The organism is Acinetobacter oleivorans DR1, from assembly GCF_000196795.1.
Lineage (GTDB): Bacteria > Pseudomonadota > Gammaproteobacteria > Pseudomonadales > Moraxellaceae > Acinetobacter > Acinetobacter oleivorans.
In genome coordinates this window covers 2,594,719-2,618,735 of the sequence record NC_014259.1, presented here as the reverse complement: position 1 = coordinate 2,618,735, position 24,017 = coordinate 2,594,719, and the positions used below count along the sequence as shown (strand labels likewise).

At 38.7% G+C, this 24,017-nt stretch carries 25 protein-coding genes; 18 read left to right on the top strand and 7 right to left on the bottom strand.

Annotated elements, in window-relative coordinates; genetic code table 11:
- Positions 1-3: 3 nt before the first annotated feature.
- Genes icmH through AOLE_RS12210 form a run of 3 tightly spaced genes read left to right on the top strand, consistent with a single transcriptional unit; the run spans position 4 to position 2,404 of the window.
- Positions 4-810, top strand: a complete 807-nt coding sequence (icmH, locus tag AOLE_RS12220) for a type IVB secretion system protein IcmH/DotU (protein ID WP_004793176.1) — start codon at positions 4-6, stop codon at positions 808-810.
- A gap of 12 nt (positions 811-822) precedes the next feature.
- Positions 823-1,443 carry a hypothetical protein gene (locus tag AOLE_RS12215; RefSeq protein ID WP_013198283.1) on the top strand — a complete coding sequence of 207 codons (621 nt, stop codon included), beginning with the start codon at positions 823-825 and terminating at the stop codon, positions 1,441-1,443.
- A 7-nt stretch (positions 1,444-1,450) separates the two neighbouring features.
- Positions 1,451-2,404, top strand: a complete 954-nt coding sequence (locus AOLE_RS12210; protein WP_005304046.1) for a M15 family metallopeptidase — start codon at positions 1,451-1,453, stop codon at positions 2,402-2,404.
- On the opposite strand, the gene AOLE_RS12205 is transcribed toward AOLE_RS12210, so the two are convergent.
- A complete protein-coding gene (locus tag AOLE_RS12205) occupies positions 2,401-3,258 on the bottom strand; it encodes a LysR family transcriptional regulator (protein WP_013198281.1) in 858 nt (285 codons plus the stop codon). The genes AOLE_RS12210 and AOLE_RS12205 overlap by 4 nt on opposite strands.
- A gap of 148 nt (positions 3,259-3,406) precedes the next feature.
- Here AOLE_RS12205 and AOLE_RS12200 point away from each other — a divergent pair, with 148 nt between their 5' ends.
- The 4 genes from AOLE_RS12200 to AOLE_RS12185 all read left to right on the top strand — a co-directional run bounded on the left by AOLE_RS12200 (position 3,407) and on the right by AOLE_RS12185 (position 7,043).
- The gene (locus AOLE_RS12200; RefSeq protein ID WP_013198280.1) at positions 3,407-4,075 is read left to right on the top strand and encodes an ankyrin repeat domain-containing protein; all 669 of its coding nucleotides are present in this window, start codon (positions 3,407-3,409) and stop codon (positions 4,073-4,075) included.
- Between the two features lie 16 nt (positions 4,076-4,091).
- Positions 4,092-4,574 (top strand): nucleoside deaminase, encoded by a 483-nt coding sequence (locus tag AOLE_RS12195; RefSeq protein WP_013198279.1) that lies wholly within the window; start codon positions 4,092-4,094, stop codon positions 4,572-4,574.
- Positions 4,574-5,755, top strand: a complete 1,182-nt coding sequence (locus AOLE_RS12190) for a cyanate transporter (protein WP_013198278.1) — start codon at positions 4,574-4,576, stop codon at positions 5,753-5,755. The genes AOLE_RS12195 and AOLE_RS12190 overlap by 1 nt, the downstream gene beginning before the upstream one ends.
- A gap of 130 nt (positions 5,756-5,885) precedes the next feature.
- Positions 5,886-7,043, top strand: coding sequence for a winged helix-turn-helix domain-containing protein (locus AOLE_RS12185; RefSeq protein WP_013198277.1), 1,158 nt, complete (start codon positions 5,886-5,888; stop codon positions 7,041-7,043).
- A 38-nt stretch (positions 7,044-7,081) separates the two neighbouring features.
- On the opposite strand, the gene AOLE_RS12180 is transcribed toward AOLE_RS12185, so the two are convergent.
- Positions 7,082-7,537, bottom strand: a complete 456-nt coding sequence (locus AOLE_RS12180; RefSeq protein ID WP_013198276.1) for a GNAT family N-acetyltransferase — start codon at positions 7,535-7,537, stop codon at positions 7,082-7,084.
- Positions 7,538-7,648: 111 nt separating this feature from the next.
- Between AOLE_RS12180 and pdxR the strand changes: the two genes are divergently transcribed.
- On the top strand, positions 7,649-9,127 hold the full coding sequence (pdxR, locus tag AOLE_RS12175) for a MocR-like pyridoxine biosynthesis transcription factor PdxR (RefSeq protein ID WP_013198275.1): 1,479 nt from the start codon (positions 7,649-7,651) through the stop codon (positions 9,125-9,127).
- 277 nt (positions 9,128-9,404) lie between these two features.
- Here the strand turns inward: pdxR and AOLE_RS12170 are convergent, their stop codons facing one another.
- Positions 9,405-10,064: an epoxyqueuosine reductase QueH gene (locus AOLE_RS12170; RefSeq protein WP_081399173.1), complete on the bottom strand. Its 660-nt coding sequence runs from the start codon at positions 10,062-10,064 to the stop codon at positions 9,405-9,407.
- A 439-nt stretch (positions 10,065-10,503) separates the two neighbouring features.
- Between AOLE_RS12170 and AOLE_RS12165 the strand changes: the two genes are divergently transcribed.
- The 3 genes from AOLE_RS12165 (at position 10,504) to AOLE_RS12155 (ending at position 12,056) form a co-directional block, all read left to right on the top strand.
- The gene (locus AOLE_RS12165) at positions 10,504-10,797 is read left to right on the top strand and encodes a hypothetical protein (RefSeq protein WP_013198273.1); all 294 of its coding nucleotides are present in this window, start codon (positions 10,504-10,506) and stop codon (positions 10,795-10,797) included.
- 197 nt (positions 10,798-10,994) lie between these two features.
- Complete coding sequence (gene soxR, locus AOLE_RS12160; protein WP_081399172.1) at positions 10,995-11,462, top strand: redox-sensitive transcriptional activator SoxR; 468 nt, start codon at positions 10,995-10,997, stop codon at positions 11,460-11,462.
- Positions 11,463-11,621: 159 nt separating this feature from the next.
- Positions 11,622-12,056, top strand: coding sequence for an I78 family peptidase inhibitor (locus AOLE_RS12155; RefSeq protein WP_013198272.1), 435 nt, complete (start codon positions 11,622-11,624; stop codon positions 12,054-12,056).
- Positions 12,057-12,131: 75 nt separating this feature from the next.
- Here AOLE_RS12155 and AOLE_RS12150 read toward each other — a convergent pair whose 3' ends face one another.
- On the bottom strand, positions 12,132-12,755 hold the full coding sequence (locus AOLE_RS12150) for a hypothetical protein (RefSeq protein WP_013198271.1): 624 nt from the start codon (positions 12,753-12,755) through the stop codon (positions 12,132-12,134).
- 542 nt (positions 12,756-13,297) lie between these two features.
- On the opposite strand from AOLE_RS12150, the gene AOLE_RS12145 reads away from it, so the two are divergent.
- On the top strand, positions 13,298-14,233 hold the full coding sequence (locus tag AOLE_RS12145) for a dihydrodipicolinate synthase family protein (protein ID WP_013198270.1): 936 nt from the start codon (positions 13,298-13,300) through the stop codon (positions 14,231-14,233).
- 56 nt (positions 14,234-14,289) lie between these two features.
- Here AOLE_RS12145 and AOLE_RS12140 read toward each other — a convergent pair whose 3' ends face one another.
- Entirely contained in the window at positions 14,290-15,195 is a 906-nt protein-coding gene (locus AOLE_RS12140) for a DMT family transporter (RefSeq protein ID WP_013198269.1), read from the bottom strand.
- A gap of 421 nt (positions 15,196-15,616) precedes the next feature.
- On the opposite strand from AOLE_RS12140, the gene AOLE_RS12135 reads away from it, so the two are divergent.
- The 6 genes from AOLE_RS12135 (at position 15,617) to AOLE_RS12110 (ending at position 20,802) form a co-directional block, all read left to right on the top strand.
- Positions 15,617-16,300, top strand: coding sequence for a GntR family transcriptional regulator (locus AOLE_RS12135; protein ID WP_000174668.1), 684 nt, complete (start codon positions 15,617-15,619; stop codon positions 16,298-16,300).
- Positions 16,301-16,479: 179 nt separating this feature from the next.
- Positions 16,480-17,412, top strand: a complete 933-nt coding sequence (locus tag AOLE_RS12130; protein ID WP_013198268.1) for a 4-hydroxyproline epimerase — start codon at positions 16,480-16,482, stop codon at positions 17,410-17,412.
- Entirely contained in the window at positions 17,409-18,512 is a 1,104-nt protein-coding gene (locus tag AOLE_RS12125; RefSeq protein WP_013198267.1) for an NAD(P)/FAD-dependent oxidoreductase, read from the top strand. Before AOLE_RS12130 ends, AOLE_RS12125 begins: the two co-directional genes overlap by 4 nt.
- The gene (locus AOLE_RS12120; protein ID WP_000615330.1) at positions 18,513-18,743 is read left to right on the top strand and encodes a (2Fe-2S)-binding protein; all 231 of its coding nucleotides are present in this window, start codon (positions 18,513-18,515) and stop codon (positions 18,741-18,743) included. It begins immediately after the preceding gene.
- Positions 18,743-20,005, top strand: coding sequence for an FAD-dependent oxidoreductase (locus tag AOLE_RS12115; RefSeq protein ID WP_013198266.1), 1,263 nt, complete (start codon positions 18,743-18,745; stop codon positions 20,003-20,005). Before AOLE_RS12120 ends, AOLE_RS12115 begins: the two co-directional genes overlap by 1 nt.
- A 44-nt stretch (positions 20,006-20,049) precedes the next feature.
- Complete coding sequence (locus tag AOLE_RS12110; protein WP_005304095.1) at positions 20,050-20,802, top strand: AraC family transcriptional regulator; 753 nt, start codon at positions 20,050-20,052, stop codon at positions 20,800-20,802.
- A 67-nt stretch (positions 20,803-20,869) separates the two neighbouring features.
- Here the strand turns inward: AOLE_RS12110 and abaF are convergent, their stop codons facing one another.
- The gene (abaF, locus tag AOLE_RS12105) at positions 20,870-22,159 is read right to left on the bottom strand and encodes a fosfomycin efflux MFS transporter AbaF (RefSeq protein ID WP_005304099.1); all 1,290 of its coding nucleotides are present in this window, start codon (positions 22,157-22,159) and stop codon (positions 20,870-20,872) included.
- A gap of 161 nt (positions 22,160-22,320) precedes the next feature.
- Positions 22,321-23,901 (bottom strand): aldehyde dehydrogenase (NADP(+)), encoded by a 1,581-nt coding sequence (locus AOLE_RS12100; RefSeq protein ID WP_013198265.1) that lies wholly within the window; start codon positions 23,899-23,901, stop codon positions 22,321-22,323.
- Positions 23,902-24,017 lie beyond the last annotated feature (116 nt).

Below are 24,017 nucleotides of genomic sequence, written 5' to 3'. Positions count from 1 at the left end.
AAAATGTCACAATCCACAGGTGCTCCTTCTTTATTTGATGATGGGCAGATTGGAACGGGCGGGAACAATAATAGCCAGTCTCAAGCAAAACTACAGGCAATCAATCTTATTGATTTATTGCATGACGGCTTTTATTTGGTTTTCTTGATTCGAAATCAGTATGTGCCAGCAGATGCTCAGCAATTTCGTGAAAAAATCTTAAATTTACTCAATCAATTTGAGCAACAAGCCAAAAAGTTACAATTTTCAGCTGATGATATTCATGATGCTAAATATGCATTCTGTGCTTTGATTGATGAAACGATCGTAACGCAACAAGACCCAAGTTATTTTAATTTGCAAAATGCTTGGTTAATTAGCCCGTTACAATTGAGCTTGTTTGGTTCTCAGTTAGCGGGTTATCGCTTCTTTGAAATATTGGAGCAATTACGTAGCCGTGGAAAAGAACGTCTAGCTGCTTTAGAAGTATTTCATTACTGCCTTTTATTAGGTTTTCAGGGTAAGTACCGAATCGAATCTACGGAAAGTCTCAACCATTTAGTATCAAGAGTCGGTGACGAAATTGACTATTTGAAAGGGAAAAAAGTTGCTTTTTCGCCGTTCTCGGCCATTCCCGATCAGATACGAAATATTATTCATCGTGAAGTACCTTTCTTTTGGATTTTGATCTTTTTATTGATTTTTGCATTGCTTACCTTTGCAGGGCTAAGATTTATGCTGAATAATCAAAATGATAAAGCATTATCTAATTATCAAAATGTGATTTCTGCTCCTCAAGAGCAAGCACATATTACAATTTATTTACCTTGATGATGGTACGAAATGGCTCAGGAAAAACCAACTTCTATTCGAGTTTTACAATCGAATAAAAAAAAGCCGAAATCACCAATACTTTATATTGTCATTGGTGTTATTGCCGGGGTGTTTGTCAGCATCTCGCTATTCCTGTTCTTGTCTCAACCGCATTCGTCAGAATCAACAGCAATTGAGAGTAAATCAACAGAAGAACAGATTTTAAATCAAGAAACTGCTCATTCTGCTGATGAACAAAATCAGGTTGCTGTCAGTCAAGACAACGAAACAGATTCAATGAGCCGTGATGGCTTTGAACAACCTAAAGATAATGAATTAAGTAATATCTTTAAACCTGCTCAGCATAAGCCTGCTACTGTCAATCAACAGCGAGTTTCTCCATTTGACGAACAGCTCACGGGTGAAAAGAAAGTTCAGGTTGTGCCTCAACTACAGACGGGTGCAGCTAAAACGACTCAACCGAAGGTACAGCCAACTCAGCAAAAGCCAGTGAGTAAACCGCAGCAACAAGTGGCACAGGCTAAACCTGTTGTTGAGAATAAAGCTCCAGCCGAACCCGAAGCTGAGGTTGAACCACCTAAAGCATCGGTAGATATTAAAATTACACGAAGTCCTTTTGCTGTGAATTAATGAACAAATGATGATTTTTCTCATTTTCTTTTGCTTTACATGCTTAGCAATTGGTTTAGCGTTTTTAATGTCTTATGAGCTAAGGACGAGAAGCAAAGATTTTGTTTTGTCATTACTACCGCAAGGCCGTAAACAGCTTAATCAGGTTAGACAATTTGCTCAAACAATGAATCAGGCGGCTGCGCCTGAAAAGTTGCAATCCCATTGGCATTTGCAGCAGTGGTGGATTGTTATTGCAGGCTTTTTCTTGTTTGCCAGCATTTTAGTGTTTGCTTTTACTCGGCCTATTAGCTCAACTCGAATTGAAGCTGAATATCTCAAAAAAACAGATCCTCAAATCTACGCGCTTTTGAACGGTGAAATACTATCGCCACCACCAGAAGTGGATGAAAGCCTAATTGAAGCCGCAATTGTAGAGGCTACACAATTAGAGCAACAATATTCTGCTCAAAATAGTGGAACCATTAATTCTTCACCTATTGATAATACGAGTTTTGATGGCCGAGCTATTTTAGATACCAGTTTAGTAGATCGTAAATGGAGCAAAATGAACCCGCGTTATAAGCAGCGTTTACTCATGGTTTTTAAAATCATGAAAGAACAATATGGCTATGAGTTGGTTCTATTAGAGGGATATCGTAGTCCTGTACGTCAGAATATGTTGGCAGGTAATCCGAACACGACAAAAGCAAAAGGGTATCAGAGTTATCATCAATTTGGTTTGGCAGCAGATGTCGCCTTTAAACGAAATGGAAAAGTGGTTATTTCTGAAAGAGACCCTTGGGCTATGCAAGGCTATCGTTTATATGGGCAAGTTGCTGAATCGGTTGGGCTTACCTGGGGCGGACGTTGGAAATCTATTCAAGATTATGGCCATACCGAGTTCCGTATGCCGGGCTTAAGAAAAACACAGGAAATGGCTGAAAAACTGATCGCTGAAAGTTTGAATGAAGTAAGTTAAACACTTATTGACGATTGAAAACGTTCTTGTAAAACAGTTGTCATCTTGTCTACAAGCTGGGAAATGATCCCAGCTTTTTCCCATGTATAAATTGAAACAACCATAGGGGGGACAGTCCCTAATGAATCATATCGACGTACTCGACGTCCGCGGGTTGTTGCCACAGGCAATAAAGATAATCCTAAGCCAGTTTCAACACTAACTAACACGCTTTCTAGGCTACTACCCGTAAAGGCAATATACCAACGTCGCCGTTCACGCTCTAACGTTGCGAACATCTCATCCCGATAAAGTCCGCCTTGAGGAAAGGTCACTAAACTCATGGGATCAGACCATGTAGTTGTTGAATTCTCGCTTTCAAACCATGCCATTTCTTCCGGGAATGTAGCGTGGTGATCAGCACTGGCCGCAGGTTCTTTGACAATAATAATATCGAATTCACCATTCCGATAACGTTCTGTTAAGTTGCGACTCAAGCCAGAGGTTACGTCTAAACGAATGGAACGATGCTCTTTGGCAAATATACCAAAAACTTCAGCCATTGCTGGACTCATCATATCTTCTGGTAAACCAATACGAATAGGAATACTTCCTGCCGGATCTTTAAGTAGTGCTTCAGCTTCTTCTTGAAGGGTCAAAATCCTTTGTGCATAACCAATCAGATATTCTCCAGACACCGTCAATTTGAAAGGTCGTGCTGTCCGATCTATAAGTGCATGTCCCACTGATTCCTCAAGACGAGCTAACTGCTGACTAATTGTTGATTGAGTCAGGTGTAATTGATCGGCAGCTGCAGTAAAACTGCCAGTTTCAAAAATAGTGACGAAAGCACGTAAAAGGCGAGGATCAAACATTATTAGGTACTACCACGCTTAAAAGCTAATGAAATAAGTATTCATAATCTTAATACTATCGATTAAATAATTTAATTTCCAAATACTTTTGGTGAAGCTTATTCTAATTGCAAAATGTTTTGCCATAAATTTCTATTGGGAGGCCACCATGCGTAAGTCACTGATATGGATGAATCTGATCGTCGCACTGGGGGCTTTGGGTTTTACAAATATGACGAATGCAATGGGTGATTATCCTTTACATCAGGCAGTGATAAATAACGACACTCAATCTATCAAACAGATTTTATCCCAAAAGACCTTAATTGATGAGCGAGATGAAACTGGTTCAACTGCTTTGATGGTCGCAACAAGAGCAAATAATGTACATGCTGCTCATCTGCTGATAGAGGCAGGCGCTGATGTAAATGCAAAAGATAATATTCAAGACAGTCCATATTTATATGCTGGTGCGCAAGGATATTTAAAAATTCTAAGAATGACACTCATGCATGGTGCCGATTTAAAAAGTATTAACCGTTACGGTGGAACTGCGCTCATTCCAGCAGCGGAACGAGGCCATGTCGAAACAGTTCGTACATTAATTGCCGCTGGTGTAGATGTTAATCATGTTAATAATTTGGGGTGGACGGCATTGCTTGAGGCCATCATTTTGGGAAATGGAGAACTTAAATATCAACACATTGTAGAGCTTTTATTAAAAGCAGGTGCTGATCCGAACTTGGCAGATAAAGACGGGATAACCCCCTTACAACATGCGCGTTCAAGAGAATACCGCGAAATTGAAAAAAGACTTCTTGCAGCTGGTGCAAAATAGAAAGTGAGAGTATGTGATGGAAAAAGGTGAACAGTTTTTACGTAATGCGATTGAGCTTGCCTATAACAATATTGAAAAAGGTGGCAGACCATTTGGAGCCGTGGTTGTAAAGAATGGAGAAGTTATTGCTTCAGGCGTAAATCAGATTCTGACAACGAATGACCCCACCGCACATGCTGAATTACTGGCAATTCGTGCAGCCAGTCAAATTTTAGGATCTGCCAACCTAGAAGGCTGCTCTGTGTATGCAAGTGGACACCCATGCCCAATGTGTATGGCTGCAATGCGTTTAGCCGGTATAAAGTCGGTGAGCTATGCTTATTCTAATGAAGATGGAACACCGTTTGGTTTGTCTACGGCCGAAATATATATTGAGCTTGCCAAGCTGTTTGCTGAGCAATCAATGAAAATTCAATATATACCGATCAGAGTTGAAAACCGCACTGATCTTTATGTGCATTGGAAGAATTATCAAGCCAATCATTCAGGCTCAGAATAATGAAACAGTCTGGCGCTTTTTTGACTCGTCCCATGCTTGTTGTAACGGTAGCTTTGGTGGGCCTTAATTTAAGACCCTTTATAACTAGTATTGGGCCATTGATTGCCAATATTCGAACAGCCACTGGCTTAAGCTTACAAGGGGTAGCACTGCTCACTTTGCTACCGATGATGCTTATGGGAATCGTTGCATTTGTTGGGCCAATATTGCAAAACTTTGTCGGTGAACGAAAGGCTATTCTTGGTGCATTGCTGACCATTTGTGCGGGATGTGCTTTCCGATTTTTATTTCCTACTGCCGAAGGATTAATTCTTAGTGCCATAGTGATTGGATTCGGAGTCGCGATGATACAAGCGGCATTTCCCGGTATGATCAAAAGAGAATTTAGCCAACATATTGGTCCGATGATGGGGCTTTACTCAGCCATGCTTATGGGCGGTGGTGCCTTAGGAGCATGGTTAGCGCCTGTAGTTTCAAATATCACGGGTTTATGGTCTATTGGGCTATCTTTTTTTGCTATTCCAGCTTTGTTTGCATTTATATTGGCGCTGGCTTTTTTACCTACAAAAGCTAGCTCATCCATTCATCGTGCGCCGGTAAGAAAGTTATTAAAGCAACCTCGAACTTGGTTATTAATGGCTTGCTTTGGGCTTGTAAATGGTGGCTACTCATCAGTCGTAGCTTGGTTAGCGCCTTCTTTTCAAGATCACGGTTGGAGCGCAGCACAAAGTGGGAAATTACTTGCTCTTCTGGCCTTGAGCCAAGCAGCTTCAGCACTCATTTTGCCTGTTTTAGCTAGGAAATATAAAGACCGACGTCCATGGCTATGGTTTACGTTAGCAATGCAAATGATTGGTTTTTCAGGAATGGCTTTTATACCTGAGATCGCCGCTATGCTTTGGGCAATTTGTTTAGGCGTTGGCTTAGGAGGATGTTTTGCATTAACGCTTATAGTTGCATTAGACCATTTTGATGAACCCATTCATGCAGGTGCTTTATCTGCACTGATGCAAGGCGGTGGTTTTTTACTGGCAGCAATTCCGCCGTGGATTATTGCAATTTTGCATGATCTTACGGGAGCTTACAAAGCAGGATGGCTTTTTCATTTAGCCAGTGTGATATTGGTTGTTATTTTAGTGATTAGATTGGCTCCCAAAAGTTATTTTAAGATGAGTCTGTAAAATATTGAGTTGACCGAGATTCTTTTTATAAAGAATTACTGATGCTAAAGCACAAGCAAATTAGGAAATAGTGATAGGATAGAACTGAAATTTTTCCGCTTCTAAATGAATACAACAATATTTGATTTCTATGACTTCTTCTTTAAAACAGCTGACTTTATTTAATCAAGGCTTAGGAAAAACCAGTCGATTTACAAAAGGTGTGGATGGCACTTTACAGGCGATTGAGCATTTAGGATATGTACAGATTGATACCATATCGGTTGTAGAGCGAGCTCATCACCATATATTGTGGAGCCGAGTGCCAGACTATGATTTAAATCATTTAAATAGTTTGGTTCGTGAGCGCCAGATTTTTGAATATTGGTATCATGCTGCATCTTATCTTCCTATGAAAGATTATCGCTATGCGTTGCCTGCCATGATGTCTGTCAGGAACGGAGAAAGTCGTTATTTCAATAGAGGTGATCAGCACCTTATGAATGAGATATTGGTGCGTGTTCGTGCCGAAGGTAAAATTCGACTGCGTGACATTGATAAGAATAATAAAAAGAGTTTGGGAAACTGGTGGAATACCGGACCAGGCCGCCGTGCTTTTGAGCAGTTATATATGCAGGGTGACTTGATGATCTGTGAGCGTAACGGCATGGAAAAAGTCTATGATTTGACCGAACGCTGCCTACCTGAAAATATTGATTTAAGAATGCCCACGCTTTATGAATATGCGCAGTATTTATTTAATAATACGCTTCGAGCACATGGAGCATTTACATGGAAACAATTAGTTCATTTAAAGAAAAATGATTTAAAAGAGGCTATGAGTGTTGTGCTAAAAGAGCAGATTGATGCTGGTGTTGTATCAGTGGTTAAACTTGCCGATGGTCAAACCCTATATGTGGATGTAGCTGCAATAGAACAAAAAGTGGAGACTGATTTTGGTTTAAAAATACTTTCGCCTTTTGATAACTCGCTTATTCATCGTGACCGCTTAACTTCTTTATTTGAGTTTGATTATCGGATTGAATGCTATGTACCAGCGGCTAAACGGGTATATGGATATTTCTGTTTGCCGATCCTATATCAAGATGAGTTAGTAGGCCGACTAGATTGTAAAGCACATCGGTCTATCAAAGAATTAGAAATGATTAGCTTGCATCTAGAAAAAACAATCAAAGATAAAGAGCATTTCTTTTTTGAACTAGATCAAGAGCTCAAACGTTTCGCAGCATTTAACCAGTGCTTAACCATTAATGACAAAGTGATTAAGCTCATTCGTACTAAAATTTAAACACCAAAAGCACTCCAACTTTTGGTGTTTTTACTTCTTTAGTTCAAAGGCATACGATATTCAATAATCCCTGGTTTTTGTGCAATCCAGTCATAAAGCTTTTGTGCTGTTAGATTGGTTTCTTGAGTATGCCAATATAAACGGTCACAGTTGTGTTCAATTGCTTGCTTCTGCACATATTCAATAAGTTGCTTACCAATGTGTTGTCCACGAACTTCGGGTGAAACATAGAGGTCTTCTAAATAACAATAATTATCTTCTGCCCATGTTGAACGATGAATAACATAATGCACAATTCCCAAAACTTGCTCACCTTGTTTGGCAACAGCACAATAAACGGGTTCATTTTCATTGAAAAAGCGTTCCCAAGTCACTTTTGTGACATGAAGAGGTAAATTTACCTGATAAAAATTTTGATAAGCAAGCCAATATTTTTCCCATTGTGAATAGTCCTGCTGTTGAACAGGCACGATTTGAATATCTTGATTTTGCATAATAATTACACTCTATTTTAAAGTAATGGAAAATGGACAACTAGAGTGTAGTTTTGATAGTGGTGTTTTTATAAGGTACACTTTTGATATTTTTTACAGTACCAGTTTGTTATGGCAGCTTCGATTTCGGCATCTTTCCCACATTTGATTTTGCCAAAAGGTCAGATTAAAGATGGGCTATATTCGGCTTTGCGTGATGCTATTTTAGATGGAAGACTATCTGCTGGAACAAAATTACCCTCAAGTCGTGCCCTAGCAGAGGTGATGTCAATTTCAAGAAATTCTGTATTGGCAGCTCTTGAACGATTACTTGATGAGGGATATTTATTTACCAAACCAAGTTCGGGTACCTATGTTGCTGAGGTTGTGCCAGATCATTTAATACATGTCCAAGAAAATTCAGAAAAAACGTCTAAAAATAATCATCAATCCTTAAATATTAATCCGAATATTGAAGCTTTATTGGATTCATGGCGAGAGCAGTCATGGGCAAGTCAAAAGAAAAAAATGTTCCATGTAGGTGTAGGTTGTGTTGATTTATTTCCTCATCAACTTTGGGGAAAGTTATTAAATCAAGCTTGGCGGCAGTCGTATTATCAGCTTGGTCAATTTCACGACCCGCGTGGCTATCTGCCTCTACGTCAGGCAATTTGTGAATATGTTCGCTCCACCCGAGGGCTGAACTGCAACGAAGAGCAAATTATTATCGTAAATGGGACACAGCAAGCTATTCATTTAACAGCCTATGCTTTACTTCAAACAAATGATGAGGTGTGTTTAGATGAACCAGGTTATGACGCAGCTTTTAATATTTTCCGAAGTTTTGGTGCGCAGGTAAATTTAATTGAAAGTGATGAAGAGGGAATGCAAGTCTCTGACATTATTCATCGTTATTCAAAAAGCAAACTGGTCTATACAGCGCCTTCACATCAGTTTCCTGTAGGTGGGACCTTAAGTCTCACACGCCGTTTTTCGTTACTTGATTGGGCATCTCAACAAGGGAAGTGGATTTTTGAAGATGACTATAATAGTGAATTTCGCTACGGCACACATCCTATTCAAGCTCTACAAGGTTTAGATCAGCAGCAAAGAGTCATTTACTCTGGTACTTTTACCAAAATGATGTTTCCAGAGTTTCGGTTAGGATTCATGGTTGTGCCTGAAGCATTGATCGAAACGTTTAGTGCAGCCAAATACTATACCGATGTTCGAAGTTCTTATTTAGAGCAAGTGGCTTTGTCTCAATTTATACAAAAAGGCCACTATGCTCGGCATGTACGCAAAGTTCGAAAAGCTTGCTATGAGCGCCAACAAGCATTGATTAAAGCTATTGATGAGCATCTTTCAGATGTGCTTAGTGTTCAACCCACAGATTCAGGTATCCATGCAGTGTGTTGGTTAAAAGGTAAGTGGACAGAGCAAGAATTTATTGATCAGTGTTCAGCTCTAAACTTGGCTGTTCAGCCATTATCAAGATATTGTCAGATGCCAAACAAAAAGGGCGCGGTACTTTTTGGCTATGCGGCCCACACACCTAATGAAATTATTGAAAACATTCAAAAAATTGAACAATATTTACAAGAAAAGTAATAGCCTAAGTTTTGTTATTTAGATAAATTTAATCATTCTTTAAATGCTTAAATACGAATTTCTATGATGATCAATTGGTTATATGAAAATAGAGATATTATTAAAATTTTTAAAAGTTAATTTTAATTAATATTATTTTAAGCTAGCACAATTAATCTAACTACATCAAAGCTTATTTAGTACACCTTTTGGCCACATTCTCCAGATGTGGCCGTTTTTTTATCAAAAATAAATATAGTTCCGAATAGCTTAATTAACTCTTAAAGAGAAATAAAAATTAATCTTCTTCCATGGCATTACTATAAAACTTAACACCCAGTTTAATACGATCACGCCCATTACCCATACGCCAGCGATTAGTATCTCTTAAAGAATATACACAGCCACAATATTCTTGTTGATAAAACTCTTCTCGTTTACTGATTTCAATCATACGGCTTGAGCCACCGTTTTTACGCCAGTTGTAATCCCAGTACTGAATTTCAGGATAGTGCGCAGCAGCACGAATTCCGCAGTCATTGATTTGCGCCATATTTTTCCAGCGAGAAATTCCTAGCGAACTACTGATGAGACTAAAGCCGTGTTCATGTGCGTAAAGGGCAGTTCGTTCAAATCGCATATCGAAGCACATAGTGCAACGAATACCACGTTCGGGTTCATCTTCCATACCTTTTGCTCGAGTAAACCAATTGTCAGTGTCATAGTCTGCATCAATAAATGGAATATTATGCTTTTCGGCAAAACGAATATTTTCTTCTTTACGGATGAGATATTCTTTTACTGGATGAATATTAGGATTATAAAAAAATATTGAAAATTTAATTTCTGATTCGATCAATGCTTCCATAACTTCTCCTGAACAAGGAGCACAACAGGAGTGAAGTAATAATTGATCATGTCCAGATGGGAGTTCTAATTTTAAACGTTGAGTTGACATAATAAAAAAATTAAATTGTAATGCAATTCATTATATATTTATTTTTTATATAATGTGAAATGAATTATTTTCAATTTTACTGTGAAATTAATTTAATTTTATCTATTAATATTTTTAATACTAAACTAAATATAATCAAATAAATATTATACCAAATATTGAAGTCGTCTTTATAATTAGCCTTAAGGTTATTGTTAAATATACTATATGTTTAAATAAATTATGGATGGGTTTTATATATTTTAAAATAATAAAACTTAAATATTTTTTGATAAGTGATTGATGTATCTAAATATAATTTTAAGTTTTTATTGTGATATGTGTCACAAATAAACCTTATTTTTTCAATTAAAGTATTTCTTTAGATTTATATCTTTAATAAATTTATACTATAAAATTCAGTGTGTTTTTTTAATTTAAGCGTGTGATAATTTGAGATATGAAAGATTGGCAATGTAAGTATTGTAACGGTTACATTATGGTTAATCATTCAAAGATTAGCGTAGGAGAAAAAGTTTACTTTTTGGTATATAAATTTGATGCAAAGAATGAAAGGAAAAAATTATATAAAAAGGGAATTGTGATTGCACGTCACGATAATATACTTCACATTGAATCACGTAAAAAAACTTATAAGATCGAGCAAATTAAAGTCTATCCATTAGGCGCCCCAATGCCTTTCGTTTACAACATGTTTTGGATTTGTGGATGTCCCTGTACTCTACAAAACTAATTTCTTAAATTTAACTGATAGCAAGTTATTTTATAAATAGAACTGGATTAATCATCAATCCATTTTTGTCTTTTGCTTTTACAGATAAGACCTATAACTTGATAAAAGCGGCTCATAACATATAGCAAAATCCCTGTTATTTATTTGACAAAACAAAGACGTACTCTTATAAACCTCAAGTAAAGTTGAGGTCAATTGTGATGAGTGAAAATAAAAAAGCTGACCCTAGTCGCGTTTTGACTGTGGGTGAAGTTGCAAAAAGGAGCGGGGTTCCTGTTTCAACCCTTCATTTTTATGAAGCGAAAGGACTTATAAAAAGTATAAGAACTAATGGTAATCAACGTCGCTATCCCTTAATTATTTTAAGATATATTGCGATTATTAAAGTTGCTCAAAGGGTAGGTATTCCTTTAAATGAGATTAAAGAAGCTTTGAGTCAGTATCCGATTGGTAGCAAATTAACAGCTAAGCAATGGAAGGATTTATCGAGTCATTGGCGAGAAAATTTGGATGATCGAATTCAAAAATTAACTCGATTAAGAGATGAAATGGACTGGTGCATTGGCTGCGGTTGTTTATCGTTAGAGCAATGTCCATTAAGAAATCCTGAAGATATTTTAGGACAAGACGGATCAGGGGCCCGAATTTTAGAAAGACCTGAATAGAATAGTTCAAAAAATGGCTTTTAATTGGGAATATCTTAATTTCCAATAAATTAAATTTATTTTGCTAGAACATTCAAGTGAGTTTTTTATTGTAAACAAGTCATATGAAACATGAATTTTTTTGATATCTTTAGTTTTTTTAGTAAGAAGCAAAAAATTATGAAAAAAACTATCTTTCTTGGCTTAGCGCTTGTTTCGTTAACGGCTTGTTCGTCTGTACAACATAAAGATTCAACTCCACCAAAAATTGGTTCACCAAACCCAGCTAGTCAATATTGTGTTGAACAAGGTGGGAAATTAGAAATTAGAAATGAAGCAAATGGTCAGGTTGGGTATTGTCATTTACCAAATGGCCAAGTCGTTGAAGAATGGAAATTATTCCGTGATAATCAAGCGAACTGTGTAGCAGAAGAAGCTCAAAAATTAGTGGGGCAATCAGGCCTGACTGATGATCAAATTAAACAAAAAACTAAATCAGAAATTGTGCGCACAGTAGCTCCAGGTCAACCAATGACAATGGATTACCGCACAAACCGAGTTACAGTTACTATTGATCCTGCTTCTAAGAAAATTACTCAGGCAACTTGTGGTTGATTTGTTTTAATTAAAGTTTGTTAAACCAAATCTTGAAGTACAAAAGCCTGTTGAAATGCAGGCTTTTTTATGACTTTAATTTTGGGAATAACGAATGACTGGATACTCTTTTTGTTTAGTCAGTTGTTGCAAAGCCTGATTAATTTTAATGAGAAAAATATCAACTTTATCTTGGCTTGGATTGTTGGTGTTGTATGAAGCTCTTTCTTGATAGTTAATTCCACATCCAATAATTTTCATATTTGCGGGATTAAAGCTCCAGTCATTTTTATTTTTGATCGAGATATCTAAATCACTATCACATTCTTTCCAGAGTTTTAAAAATTGATTGGAATATACAGCGGGAGCTTCTTGTGCTCGGTAGGCTGTAAATCCCTGCATTTCGGAGTTAGCAAATTGAAGGAGATGATTGGTGGGCATTCCTCCCCAAAGCATAGCGCTATCTTTTGGTAGCTTTATTCCTGTTATATGTTCTTCTTTAAGGGGCGCAGTTTGCTCATTTTTCTGTTTGGACTTTTGAGATTTATAAACTAGTTTTGTTCCAACAGGAACCGTTACGCCTTTGACTTGACTGATTTGTGTTGTATAGAAATAAGGCGAAGTATCACGGTTACAGCCTGTCGGGTTATAACAGCCAATACAACCACTTAACAATAAAACCGGAAAACTTAAAATACTTAATTTGAAAATTCGATTCATTTTTCTTGTCTTTCATTATGTCTAGAAATTTAATATATCAGTATTTAAATCAATAATAAAAAAAGCCCCTAGCGGACTAGAGGCAGAAAAACATCAGATGCAAGAACAGGTGAATTATGCATCTGAGTTAAGTAGGTTGTATCAAACCATGGAAAGCACTTTACCAGCAAAAATGAATAAAAATAGGGAGGTGCGACTAATGGCTAATGTTCTACGGTTGTTTTTTAAGCGCCTATAAACTCGGATTTAATTTCTATTCTGAGCACTAATTTTTAAATTCCATAAATTTTTACATCCAATTTTTAAAAAAAATATGAGTCAAATTTTGCTTTTTAATTCGATTATTAAAATTAATATTTGTTTTATATGAATTTTTCCGTCGGTAAAGAATTTGGAAAGGAAGACTATTCTTTTTGTTGTATATCGTATACGATATATGAAGAATGATTAAGCAGCTATTAATCCCATTCCATAACTTTTGAGATGGATTAACTCGAAAGTACGACTACCCAGAGTTTTATTTGTATTACTGAGGAATAATTATGAGTAATATCTTCACAGGATGTATCCCGGCGCTAATGACCCCATGTACTCCTAACCGTGAGCCAGATTTTGACGCGCTTGTGAAAAAAGGGCATGAGCTGATTGAAGCTGGCATGAGTGCGGTAGTGTATTGTGGTTCTATGGGTGATTGGCCTTTATTGACAGAAGCTCAACGCCAAGAAGGTGTAGCACGACTTGTTGCTGCTGGCATTCCAACAATTGTTGGTACTGGTGCAGTTAATTCAAAAGAAGCAGTTTCTCATGCAGCTCATGCAGAAAAGGTAGGTGCACAAGGGCTTATGGTTATTCCACGTGTACTATCACGCGGCGCATCACCAGCTGCACAAAAAGCTCACTTTTCTGCCATTTTAAAAGCAGCTCCAAGCTTACCTTCGGTGATTTACAATAGCCCATATTATGGATTTGCAACTCGTGCAGATTTATTTTTTGAATTACGCCGTGAGTTTCCAAACTTAATTGGTTTTAAAGAGTTTGGTGGCGCTGCCGATATGCGTTACGCAGCTGAGTTCATTACTTCACAAGATGATTCAGTTACCTTAATGGCTGGTGTAGACACTCAAGTTTTCCATGGCTTCGTCAATTGTAATGCAACCGGTGCGATTACAGGGATTGGTAATGCTTTACCTAAAGAAGTTTTACTGTTGGTTGACCTTAGTAAGAAAGCTGCAGCAGGTGATGCAAAAGCCCGTCGCTTAGCACAAGAGTTATCAAGTGCATTAGAAGTTTTATCTTCTTTTGACGAAGGAACGGATCTTGTTCTTTACTATAAATACTTAATGGTACTTAACGGTGATAAAGAATATACCTTACACTTTAATGAGACTGATGCATTGAGCGAATCGCAACGTAAATATGTTGAAACTCAGTATGAGTTATTCCGTACGTGGTACCGTAACTGGTCAGCTGAAATCTAAGTAAGTATTCATAAAAAAGAGGCTAACAATTCAGCCTCTTTTTTTATTTCTATGGATTACTTTTTGGTCAGAACAATAACGCATAGGAAAATGAGAATTAAACCTAAATAACTATGCATTGTTAAACTTTCACCCACTACAACAACTGCTAATAATGCTGCAACTGGAATTTCCACCAAAGCTAGTGTCATAGCTTGACTTGCGGGAATTCGTTTAAGACCAAAGCTAAAAAATAAATAGCCTAAAAACATAGGAACAATCGGAATATAAATCGCAACCCAAATGTTAGTTGGGTAAACAAAAAGGTTTTGTGCCGTAATGAATAATGTAGGTAGTAACAGCACTGCAGAGATACCAAAAATCACTCCCATGGCAGCTCTTGAGTCGACATCTTGGCGAATTAGGTTTCTCATTATCCAAGAATATGTTGCATAGCTCAGGCTAGAGAGTAAGCCAAAAAATACCCCTAAAATACGATCAGATTGTACGATTTGATGCTGCGCATGATCACCGGCATAAGAGAGTAAAATAATTCCTAAAAAACCGAGAATAAAACTGATGAGCCATTTTAAAGAAAGTTTTCGTTTATCTAAAATCCATTCTAAAAGCACTGAAAACAAAGGCGCACAACCAATAGAAATTACTGTGCCAATAGAAACACCAGCCAAAGAGACAGATGAATAAAATGCAAATGGACAAAGAATTGAAACAATGACCGCAATAAAAACTTGGGATTTATAGTTAAATAGTTTTTGGTAATTTTTTTTAATGGCTTTTAAGCTTAAAAATGTATGAATTAATCCACCGAAGCCCACAGAAATGGTAGCAATTACAAGTGGACTAATGCCTTTTGCAAAAGATGCCGCTGTACCTGCTGTACCCCATAGAAAAGCAGCAAATAGTACAGATAAGAAACCCGTATAATAATTCAGAGAAAATTTTGCTTCTGTTGGCGTACTCATATGAAGTGACTCAAACTTTAAAAGTTTTATGCAGCATGATTTTTACAAGATAAAAAATTTATCTTGCAGGCAATAACTTAGCTAAACGGATAGGAATCTTTTTGACAGTTACCCATCAAGAGAACAGGGTAGTATGCTGCTATTTATTATGATTTGCTTGGTTAGATACAATAAAATGATGACGATTTCAGCATAGTCTAATAATAGTTTTGTGAATTAAATGGTATAAAGTATACTTTAGCTATTAATGCAGTTAAAAATTATTAGCTCCAATAAATAGAGAAAATGAGTTTTAGCAGTATTGAATTAAAGGTAAGCCGTGCCGAAAATAATGCTTGAAAAGCAATGATTTCATTATGGCGGATGAATAAAAATTATCATCCTTTTATTTGTGTCATATTTTGAGGTTAAGAGAATATTCGTGACGCTACCATCTTTTAATGTATCAAATCTTGGTGCAATGCCTTCGGTATCTGAAGTTATTGTCAAATATATTAGAGAAGCAATTATTGCAGGACATATTGCTGAAGGCGAACCGATTCGTCAGGATGAAATTGCCAAACTTTTTAATGTCAGCAAAATTCCCGTACGTGAAGCCTTAAAGCAACTTGAAGCTGAAGGCTTAGTTGAGTTTATAAAAAATCGTGGCGCAATTGTGACCCGCATCTCTGAAGAAGAGTTGGCACAGATTTTTGAAGTCCGAGTGATGTTGGAAACGAAGCTGATTCAGCTCGCCGTGCCGAATATGACGGAGGAAACTTATAAAAAGGCAGATGAAATTTGTAATGCCTTTATCGATAACATGGATATTGGAAGCTGGACCACACTCAATTGGCAATTACATGCATGCCTTTATGAACCAGCACAACGGCCTTACATGCTTGGATTAATTCGTTCTATTTACGATAAAATTGAGCGCTATCTAAGATTGCAGATGAATGTTTCAGAAGGCAAATCACGTGCAAATGATGAACATAAAGAAATCGTGAAAGCCTGCAAAGCCAAAGATGTTGATTTAGCGGTTAAATTAATTGAAGAGCATATTAATGGTGTTTGCCAATCACTTTATGAACATCTACCTCACCATAAAAATGTGAAAAAATAAGCGCTCCATTCTTAATCATTTCAGTGTTATTTGAATTAGGCCACTGGCCTAATTTTTTTGTCTTTAGTTTAGGTGAAGCAAGTTTTCACTATGCTGATTTCGTCATCGATTCATAAGAAAACGATCAAGCTTGCTGTTTTGAGATCAGTCATCCTAGAAAAAAATGTAAGGATACTTCTATGAAAACAGTAAAAATTTTGGACTCTCATACTGGTGGCGAACCAACACGATTAGTACTTGAAGGTTTTCCTGATTTAGGTACAGGAGACATGGAAAGTCGCCGAAAAATATTATCAGAACAATATGACCATTTCCGTAGAGCAACTATGTTAGAGCCGCGCGGTAATGATGTTCTGGTTGGAGCGTTATTGTGTAAGCCGCTGAATCCCAAAGCGAGCGCGGGCGTTATCTTCTTTAATAACACGGGCTACCTAGGCATGTGTGGTCATGGCACGATTGGTTTAGTGGCTTCGTTAGCACATTTGGGAAAAATACAAGTAGGTACGCATTTAATTGAAACGCCAGTAGGTGATGTTGAGGCGACATTGCATGAAGATCATTCAGTTAGCGTGAGAAATGTACCAGCATATCGTTATAAAAAAGCGGTCGAAGTTGATGTTGAAAAGTATGGAAAAGTTACTGGTGATATTGCATGGGGCGGAAACTGGTTCTTCTTGATTAATGACCATGGTCAACATGTTGCAAGTGATAATTTAGATCAACTGACTGACTATGCGTGGACAGTCAGACAAGCGCTTACGGCACAAGGAATAACTGGTAAAGATGGACAAGAAATTGATCATATTGAATTATTTGCAAGTGACGCCGAAGCGGACAGTAAAAATTTCGTACTTTGCCCAGGCAAGGCCTATGACCGTTCACCATGTGGAACTGGAACCAGTGCAAAAATTGCTTGCTTAGCTGCGGATGGCAAACTTGAGCCAGGAAAGTTATGGAAACAAGCCAGTATTATCGGTAGCCAGTTTATTGCCTCTTATGAGCAAGCTGGGGAATATGTTATTCCAACCATTCGTGGTGAAGCTTACATGAGTGCCGAAGCAACTTTATTTATGGATGAAAATGACCCATTTGCTTGGGGTATTCAGCTATGAGAACCGATGCCATCGTCATTGGGGCAGGCATTGTAGGTGCGGCATGTGCTTATGAATTGGCTCGGCAAGGGTTAAATGTGCAAGTTTTGGATGCTCGTATCGGTGGGGCAACAGCTGCGGGCATGGGGCATTTGGTCATTATGGATGACTTGGACGCCGAATTAAAGCTTAGCCATTGGTCAGTTCAGTTGTGGCATGAATTAGGGCACGAGCTTTCAGAAGAATGTGCCTATCGCCAAACACCAACTTTATGGCTGGCAAGTAGCCCAGAAGAAATGCAGATTGCCGAAGAAAAATATCAACGTCTCACTGCACAAGGTGTCCGTTGCCAACTTCGAAATGCAGAGGAAATCCGTCAGCTTGAACCTCACATAAAGCATGGTCTCTACGGTGGGTTGGAAGTTTTTGATGATGGCATTTTATATGCACCCTGTGCTGCTGAATGGTTGTTAAAACAATTCCCGCAAAAGATTCAGGTTCAACAAGCTAAAGTTATTCATATTGAAGAAAATCGGGTTCAGTTAAGTGATGGAACATGGCTCGAAGCAGCACATATTGTTTTAGCAAACGGCATTCATGCGACAGATTTTTTTCCAGAGTTACCTATTGAACCTAAAAAAGGTCATTTAGCAATTACCGACCGTTATCCCGAATTAAATGTAAAACATACGTTAGTGGCTTTGGCTTATGCAGCCAGCACTCAAGCGACAAGTGGAATTTCAGTCGCTTGTAATATTCAACCTAGACCGACAGGTCAGCTATTTATTGGGTCATCTCGTCAGTTCAATACGGTTGATCCGACTGTAGAGCCAGAAGTGTTTACTCAGGTGCTTAAAGAGGCTGCTGATTATTTTCCAGCTTTGGCTGATCTTAATGTTATTCGGGCATGGACTGGTTTTCGTGCAGCTACTCCGGATGGCATTCCTGTTATTGGACGACATCCTGCATTTCAATCGGTTTATTTAGCGGTTGGTCATGAAGGACTAGGTGTAACCACTGCGACAGGTACAGCAAGACTTATTGCTTCCCATGTGTGTGGGTTAACTTTTGATATAAATCCTGAACCTTTTTTACCTCATCGTTTTATAGGAGCTGCATAGATGATTCAGCTTTTTATTAACGGACAATCAGTTTCTGTGATTGAGGGCACCAGTGTTGCTGCTGCTTTAGCACAAGCAAAGTCTTACAGTCGTCTATCTGTTTGTGGTGAAAAACGTACTCCATTTTGTGGAATGGGAGTTTGTCAGGAATGCCGTGTCAATATTAATGGACTCAGAGTGCTTGCTTGTCAGACGCTGTGCCAGCAAGACATGAAGGTGGAAACACAATAATGGAAAAACAATACGATGTAGTAGTTGTAGGAGCAGGCCCTGCTGGGTTATCAGCTGCTATTGCGGCCGCCGAGAGTGGTGGGCGAATTTTAATATTAGATAATAACCCACAGGCGGGCGGTCAAATCTGGCGTGCTGGACCGATTTTTCCTGTACCTGAAATGGCGCAGCAGAAATATCAACAAATCAAGGCTTATCCTAATATTGAATTTATGTTTGGTGCCAAGATTGTCGCTGCACCTTTTGTAGGCCAATTACTCGTTGAGCGACCTCATGACAGCCTAAATTTGTCTTATCGCCAGCTTATATTGTGTACGGGTGCAAGAGAACTATTTTTACCTTTTCCTGGGTGGACCTTATCTGGAGTAACGGGTGCAGGTGGTTTACAAGCTTTAATTAAAGCAGGTACACCTGTAAAAAATGAACGTGTTGTGATTGCTGGTTCCGGACCATTACTCCTAGCAAGTGCGGACACAGCAAAAAAAGCAGGTGCTCAAGTTCTCTATGTTGCTGAACAGGCAGCTTCATCTTCTGTTCGTAAATTTGCACTACAACTTTGGCGCTGGCCTGCGAAAATAATACAGGCGTTATCTTTACCTTATCGTCTATATCACCCTGACAGTTATGTGATTGAAGCGATTGGTCAGGAGCATCTTGAACGAGTAAGACTACAAACGCCGAAAGGAATTGTTGAAATTGAGTGTGATCGACTCGCTTGTGGGTTTGGTTTAGTACCGAATACTCAATTAGGGCAGTTAATGGGTTGTCAAATTAAGGACAATGCGATTGCGGTCGATGACTATCAACGTACATCACAGCCACAGGTGTGGGCAGCAGGTGAGTGTACAGGCTTTGGCGGAAGTGAGCTGGCGATGGTTGAAGGTAGCATCGCAGGTTATGCAGCTATAGGCCAAAATGAAAAAGCCAGTCAATTATTTGCTCAAAGACAGCGGTATCGTTTATTTGCAGATCTACTTGAGAAAAGCTTTAAGTTACGTACTGAATTAAAAACGCTTGCACGCCCAGAAACTATTTTTTGTCGATGTGAAGATGTGACTTTTGATAAGGTTGCCGAGCGTAGTAGTTGGATTGATGCAAAATTACATACACGTTGTGGAATGGGAGCATGTCAGGGAAGCACTTGTGCAACAGCTGCCGCCTGCCTGTTTGATTGGCAGCTACCTAACTCTCGACCGCCATTACTGCCTACCCGTGTAAAAAGCCTCATGGCGATGTCTACTTCTCCTTTAAATCAAAAATGAAATGTTCTAGAGTAGACAAGTTATTACTTTGCCCGCTCTAGCTCATGACTTTGGTTCAAATTCCGAAACTAACCACAACTTTGGAAGATTTCTTAAAAAATCTGGAAAGTATTGAACCATTATTTGATGCTTTATCTTCGGTGGTATTTTTCATCAAAAATACTGAAGCACGCTATGTCTTTGTTAATCAAACATTGGTAAATCGCTGTGGTCTAAAAGATAAAACTGCGTTACTTGGAAAGACCTCGGAAGAAGTCTTTCCTCACTCTCTTGGAAAAATATATACATCTCAAGACTTGCAAGTCATTCGCCGTGGTAAAAAGTTAACAGAGCAATTAGAACTGCATTTATATGCAAAGAACCAGTCGGGCTGGTGTTTGACTTATAAAGAACCTTTATTTGATGCGGATGGAAAGTTAGTAGGAATAGCGGGTATTTCTAATGATTTAAATGTGCCTGAAAATACACATCCTGCTTTTTATAAAATGGTTCAGGTTGAGGAATATATTAAAAAGAATTATGCCGAAACGATTACGTTGGCACACTTGACCGCAATTGCTGGTGTGTCGGTGGCTCAGTTAGAACGCTATTGCAAAAAAATATACCATTTAACGCCGCGGCAAATGATTAGCAAAATTCGTCTTCAGGTCGCCACTGAACTGCTTGCGACTGACTTACCGATTACTCAAATTGGTTTGCGCTGTGGTTATACCGATCATAGTGCTTTTTGTCGTCAGTTTAAGTTGCATACAGGCATGTCGCCTACTTTGTATCGTGCCTCTACCAAAAATATTTAGATAAAAAAATTGGGCTGTATATAACAACCCAAAATCATTATTAAGCTCTTAATTTATATTTTAAAGATTAATCTTTAAAAGCCAATGATCGGCCTTTGGTTTCTTTTACCAGCAAAATCGAGACTATAGAAATCAGACTTGCGGCAACTAAATATAAAGAAATTGGAACCGAACTATTAAATTCTTTGAGTAAGGTCAAGGCAATTAATGGAGCGAGTGAACCTGCCATAATGGGTGCGACTTGATAACAAAATGAAAGCGCCGTATAGCGAATGTGAGTTGGAAATAACTCAGTCATTAAAGCAGAGTAAGGCGAGTAGGTCATCGATTCAATAAATAGACCGAGCACAATCGCTAACATGATGAGCCAGTTATTGCCTGTATCCATTAACGGAAAGCCGACAAAGCCCCAAAATGCAGTGAGTACAGCTCCAATAAGGTAAATTGGTTTACGGCCAAATATATCGCTTAAATGCCCCATAACAGGAATAATAAAGAAATGGATCAGGTGAGCGCCGAACATGAGCAGTAATATCTGCGAAGTATCTTTATGGACGACCAACTTTAAATAACTGATCGAAAAAGTAACCACCATATAGTACAAAATATTTTCTGCGAATCGGGCACCGATACCCGCAATAACAGATTTCTTATGATATTTTAAAACTTCAATAATCCCGAGTTGTTGTTTTTCAAGAAGCTGTTGTTTGGCCTGTGCTTCTTTAAATACCTCGGCATCGTCTACATTTTTTCGAATCCATAAACCAATCAGTACCACGACCGCTGAAAACCAAAATGCACAGCGCCATCCCCAATCTAGAAATTGTTCAGGGGAAAGGTTTTTTGAAAGTAGTAATAAAACCAGTGTTGCTACTAAATTCCCGAGCGGTACACCAGTTTGGGGCCAGCTTGCCCAATAGCCTCTGCGATCATCGGGACTGTGCTCTGAAACCAAAATAACTGCGCCACCCCATTCACCACCAAAAGCAAAGCCTTGAATTAAACGCAGCATAACCAATAGTGTAGGTGCCCAATAGCCAATTTGATGAAAGGTCGGAATACAGCCCATTAAAAAAGTAGTGATACCGACAATAATCAGGCTAATTTGCAATAATTTCTTACGACCAATTTTATCGCCGTAATGGCCAAATACGAGGCCACCAATCGGTCTTGCTAAAAAGCCAACGGCATAGAGGGCAAAGGCCGCCAAAATACCATCTATAGCATTACCCGTTTGTTGAAAGAAAAGTTCACCAAAGACGAGGGCGGAAGCAGTTCCATACAGGAAAAACTCATACCATTCAGCTACGGAGCCGACCATAGAGGCCGCCACTACCTTTTTTAATGTTGTGGTCATATACCAATATCCTTATTTAAAAATATGTTACGCATGAGTTTGTTTGAGCATCTTGCTATTCATTTTTTGCACTTTTTTATTCGAAGAATGTGCGGTTACGTTGTGAGATTTGGGTCTAAATAAAAAGGAGCTCATCTCTTGGATAAACTCCTTCAAAAATATTAAAGTGCAGCTTTACTCATTTCACCATTCACTAAGCGTTCAATACCAAGCGGATTGGCATTTTGAAGGGCAGGTGGTAATAAGTGATCTGGATAGTTTTGATAGCATACTGGTCGTAAATAACGGTCGATTGCTAAGGTTCCTACCGAAGTACCACGTGCATCGGAAGTTGCAGGGTAAGGACCGCCGTGTACCATGGCATCACAGACTTCCACACCTGTTGGGTAACCATTTAGAAGTAAACGTCCTGCTTTTTCTTCAAGTAATGGAATAAGGGTAGAGAAGTTCTCAAAATCTTGCAGCTCGGCAATTAATGATGCGGTAAGCTGACCACGAAGTCCATTTAACGCTAGAGCAAGTTGCTCTGCCGATTCAACTTCAATCACAATCGTCGTTGGGCCAAATACTTCTTCTTGAAGTAGTTCATCCTGCTCTAGTAAAAGAGATACATCAGCTTTAAAGAGCTGAGGATAAGCTTGATGGCCTTGCTGTGGTTGACCTGCTAAATGCTCAATTTTGTCGTGTGCGAGTAATGCTTTCAGACCATGTTCATAGCTTCTTAACGTGCCTTTGTTAAGCATGGTTTGTGGTGGTTGCTGAGCCATTGCAGCCGTGAACTGCTCAAGAAATTGGCTAAATTCAGCTGATTTAATTCCAATAATTAAACCCGGATTGGTACAGAACTGACCGCAACCTAAAACCACTGAACCACTAAGTTCGGCTGCAATTTTATCACCACGCACTTTTAGAGCTTCGGGTAATAAAACCATTGGGTTAATGCTCGACATTTCGGCAAAAACAGGAATTGGCTCAGGGCGTGCAGCAGCTAAATCGCAGAGAGCACGGCCCCCTTTGAGTGAACCTGTAAATCCAACTGCTTTAATTGCAGGGTGTTTTACCAGGGGTTCACCAACACCTTGACCATAAATCATGCTAAAGATGCCTTTTGGCATAGCGCATTTCTCAATTGCACTACAAATCGCATTTGCAATGGATTCGGCGGTTGCCATGTGGCCGCTATGCGCCTTCACAATGACAGGACATCCAGCTGCAAGTGCTGAAGCGGTATCGCCACCAGCAGTAGAAAAGGCAAGAGGGAAATTACTTGCACCAAATACCGCCACTGGCCCAACACCGATTTTATATTGACGTAAATCTGGACGTGGAAGTGGTTGACGCTCAGGTAAAGCCAAATCAATACGGGCACCTAAATAATCACCACGGCGTAATACTTGAGCAAACAGACGTAATTGGCCAGTAGTTCGCCCACGTTCACCGCGAATGCGAGCTTCAGGTAAAGCAGTTTCTTGACAGACAGTGGCAATAAACTGGTCATCAAGCGCATCAATTTCACTGGCAATTGTTTCTAGAAAAACAGCGCGCTGTTCTGGTGTGGTTTGTCTAAAAGCTGGATAAGCCAATGCAGCTGCTTGAGCTGCCTGATCAATTTCTTCAGGAGTGGCTTGAGCAAATTGATAGGGTAATGCTTCATCTGTTGCAGCATCATAACTTAAGACAAATTTACTGCCCGAACTTGAACGTTGACCTGCAATAAAATTTTGACCAGTAATATTTAACATTATCAACCTCACTTTAGAGTGAACGTCAAAAGTAGTTCTTCTGACGTTGGAGAATTATCGAAGCCTAGGTTTTACTTTCGAAAAATATAGTATTTTGTATACGTTATTAGTCAAAA

Excerpts from the sequence above, each read along its gene's own strand:
- icmH (WP_004793176.1), top strand. The coding sequence starts at position 4 with ATGTCACAATCCACAGGTGCTCCTTCTTTATTTGATGATGGGCAGATT.
- AOLE_RS12215 (WP_013198283.1), top strand. The coding sequence starts at position 823 with ATGGCTCAGGAAAAACCAACTTCTATTCGAGTTTTACAATCGAATAAA.
- AOLE_RS12210 (WP_005304046.1), top strand. The coding sequence starts at position 1,451 with ATGATGATTTTTCTCATTTTCTTTTGCTTTACATGCTTAGCAATTGGT.
- AOLE_RS12205 (WP_013198281.1), bottom strand. The coding sequence starts at position 3,258 with ATGTTTGATCCTCGCCTTTTACGTGCTTTCGTCACTATTTTTGAAACT.
- AOLE_RS12200 (WP_013198280.1), top strand. The coding sequence starts at position 3,407 with ATGCGTAAGTCACTGATATGGATGAATCTGATCGTCGCACTGGGGGCT.
- AOLE_RS12195 (WP_013198279.1), top strand. The coding sequence starts at position 4,092 with ATGGAAAAAGGTGAACAGTTTTTACGTAATGCGATTGAGCTTGCCTAT.
- AOLE_RS12190 (WP_013198278.1), top strand. The coding sequence starts at position 4,574 with ATGAAACAGTCTGGCGCTTTTTTGACTCGTCCCATGCTTGTTGTAACG.
- AOLE_RS12185 (WP_013198277.1), top strand. The coding sequence starts at position 5,886 with ATGACTTCTTCTTTAAAACAGCTGACTTTATTTAATCAAGGCTTAGGA.
- AOLE_RS12180 (WP_013198276.1), bottom strand. The coding sequence starts at position 7,537 with ATGCAAAATCAAGATATTCAAATCGTGCCTGTTCAACAGCAGGACTAT.
- pdxR (WP_013198275.1), top strand. The coding sequence starts at position 7,649 with ATGGCAGCTTCGATTTCGGCATCTTTCCCACATTTGATTTTGCCAAAA.
- AOLE_RS12170 (WP_081399173.1), bottom strand. The coding sequence starts at position 10,064 with ATGTCAACTCAACGTTTAAAATTAGAACTCCCATCTGGACATGATCAA.
- AOLE_RS12165 (WP_013198273.1), top strand. The coding sequence starts at position 10,504 with ATGAAAGATTGGCAATGTAAGTATTGTAACGGTTACATTATGGTTAAT.
- AOLE_RS12155 (WP_013198272.1), top strand. The coding sequence starts at position 11,622 with ATGAAAAAAACTATCTTTCTTGGCTTAGCGCTTGTTTCGTTAACGGCT.
- AOLE_RS12150 (WP_013198271.1), bottom strand. The coding sequence starts at position 12,755 with ATGAATCGAATTTTCAAATTAAGTATTTTAAGTTTTCCGGTTTTATTG.
- AOLE_RS12145 (WP_013198270.1), top strand. The coding sequence starts at position 13,298 with ATGAGTAATATCTTCACAGGATGTATCCCGGCGCTAATGACCCCATGT.
- AOLE_RS12140 (WP_013198269.1), bottom strand. The coding sequence starts at position 15,195 with ATGAGTACGCCAACAGAAGCAAAATTTTCTCTGAATTATTATACGGGT.
- AOLE_RS12130 (WP_013198268.1), top strand. The coding sequence starts at position 16,480 with ATGAAAACAGTAAAAATTTTGGACTCTCATACTGGTGGCGAACCAACA.
- AOLE_RS12125 (WP_013198267.1), top strand. The coding sequence starts at position 17,409 with ATGAGAACCGATGCCATCGTCATTGGGGCAGGCATTGTAGGTGCGGCA.
- AOLE_RS12120 (WP_000615330.1), top strand. The coding sequence starts at position 18,513 with ATGATTCAGCTTTTTATTAACGGACAATCAGTTTCTGTGATTGAGGGC.
- AOLE_RS12115 (WP_013198266.1), top strand. The coding sequence starts at position 18,743 with ATGGAAAAACAATACGATGTAGTAGTTGTAGGAGCAGGCCCTGCTGGG.
- AOLE_RS12110 (WP_005304095.1), top strand. The coding sequence starts at position 20,050 with ATGACTTTGGTTCAAATTCCGAAACTAACCACAACTTTGGAAGATTTC.
- abaF (WP_005304099.1), bottom strand. The coding sequence starts at position 22,159 with ATGACCACAACATTAAAAAAGGTAGTGGCGGCCTCTATGGTCGGCTCC.
- AOLE_RS12100 (WP_013198265.1), bottom strand. The coding sequence starts at position 23,901 with ATGTTAAATATTACTGGTCAAAATTTTATTGCAGGTCAACGTTCAAGT.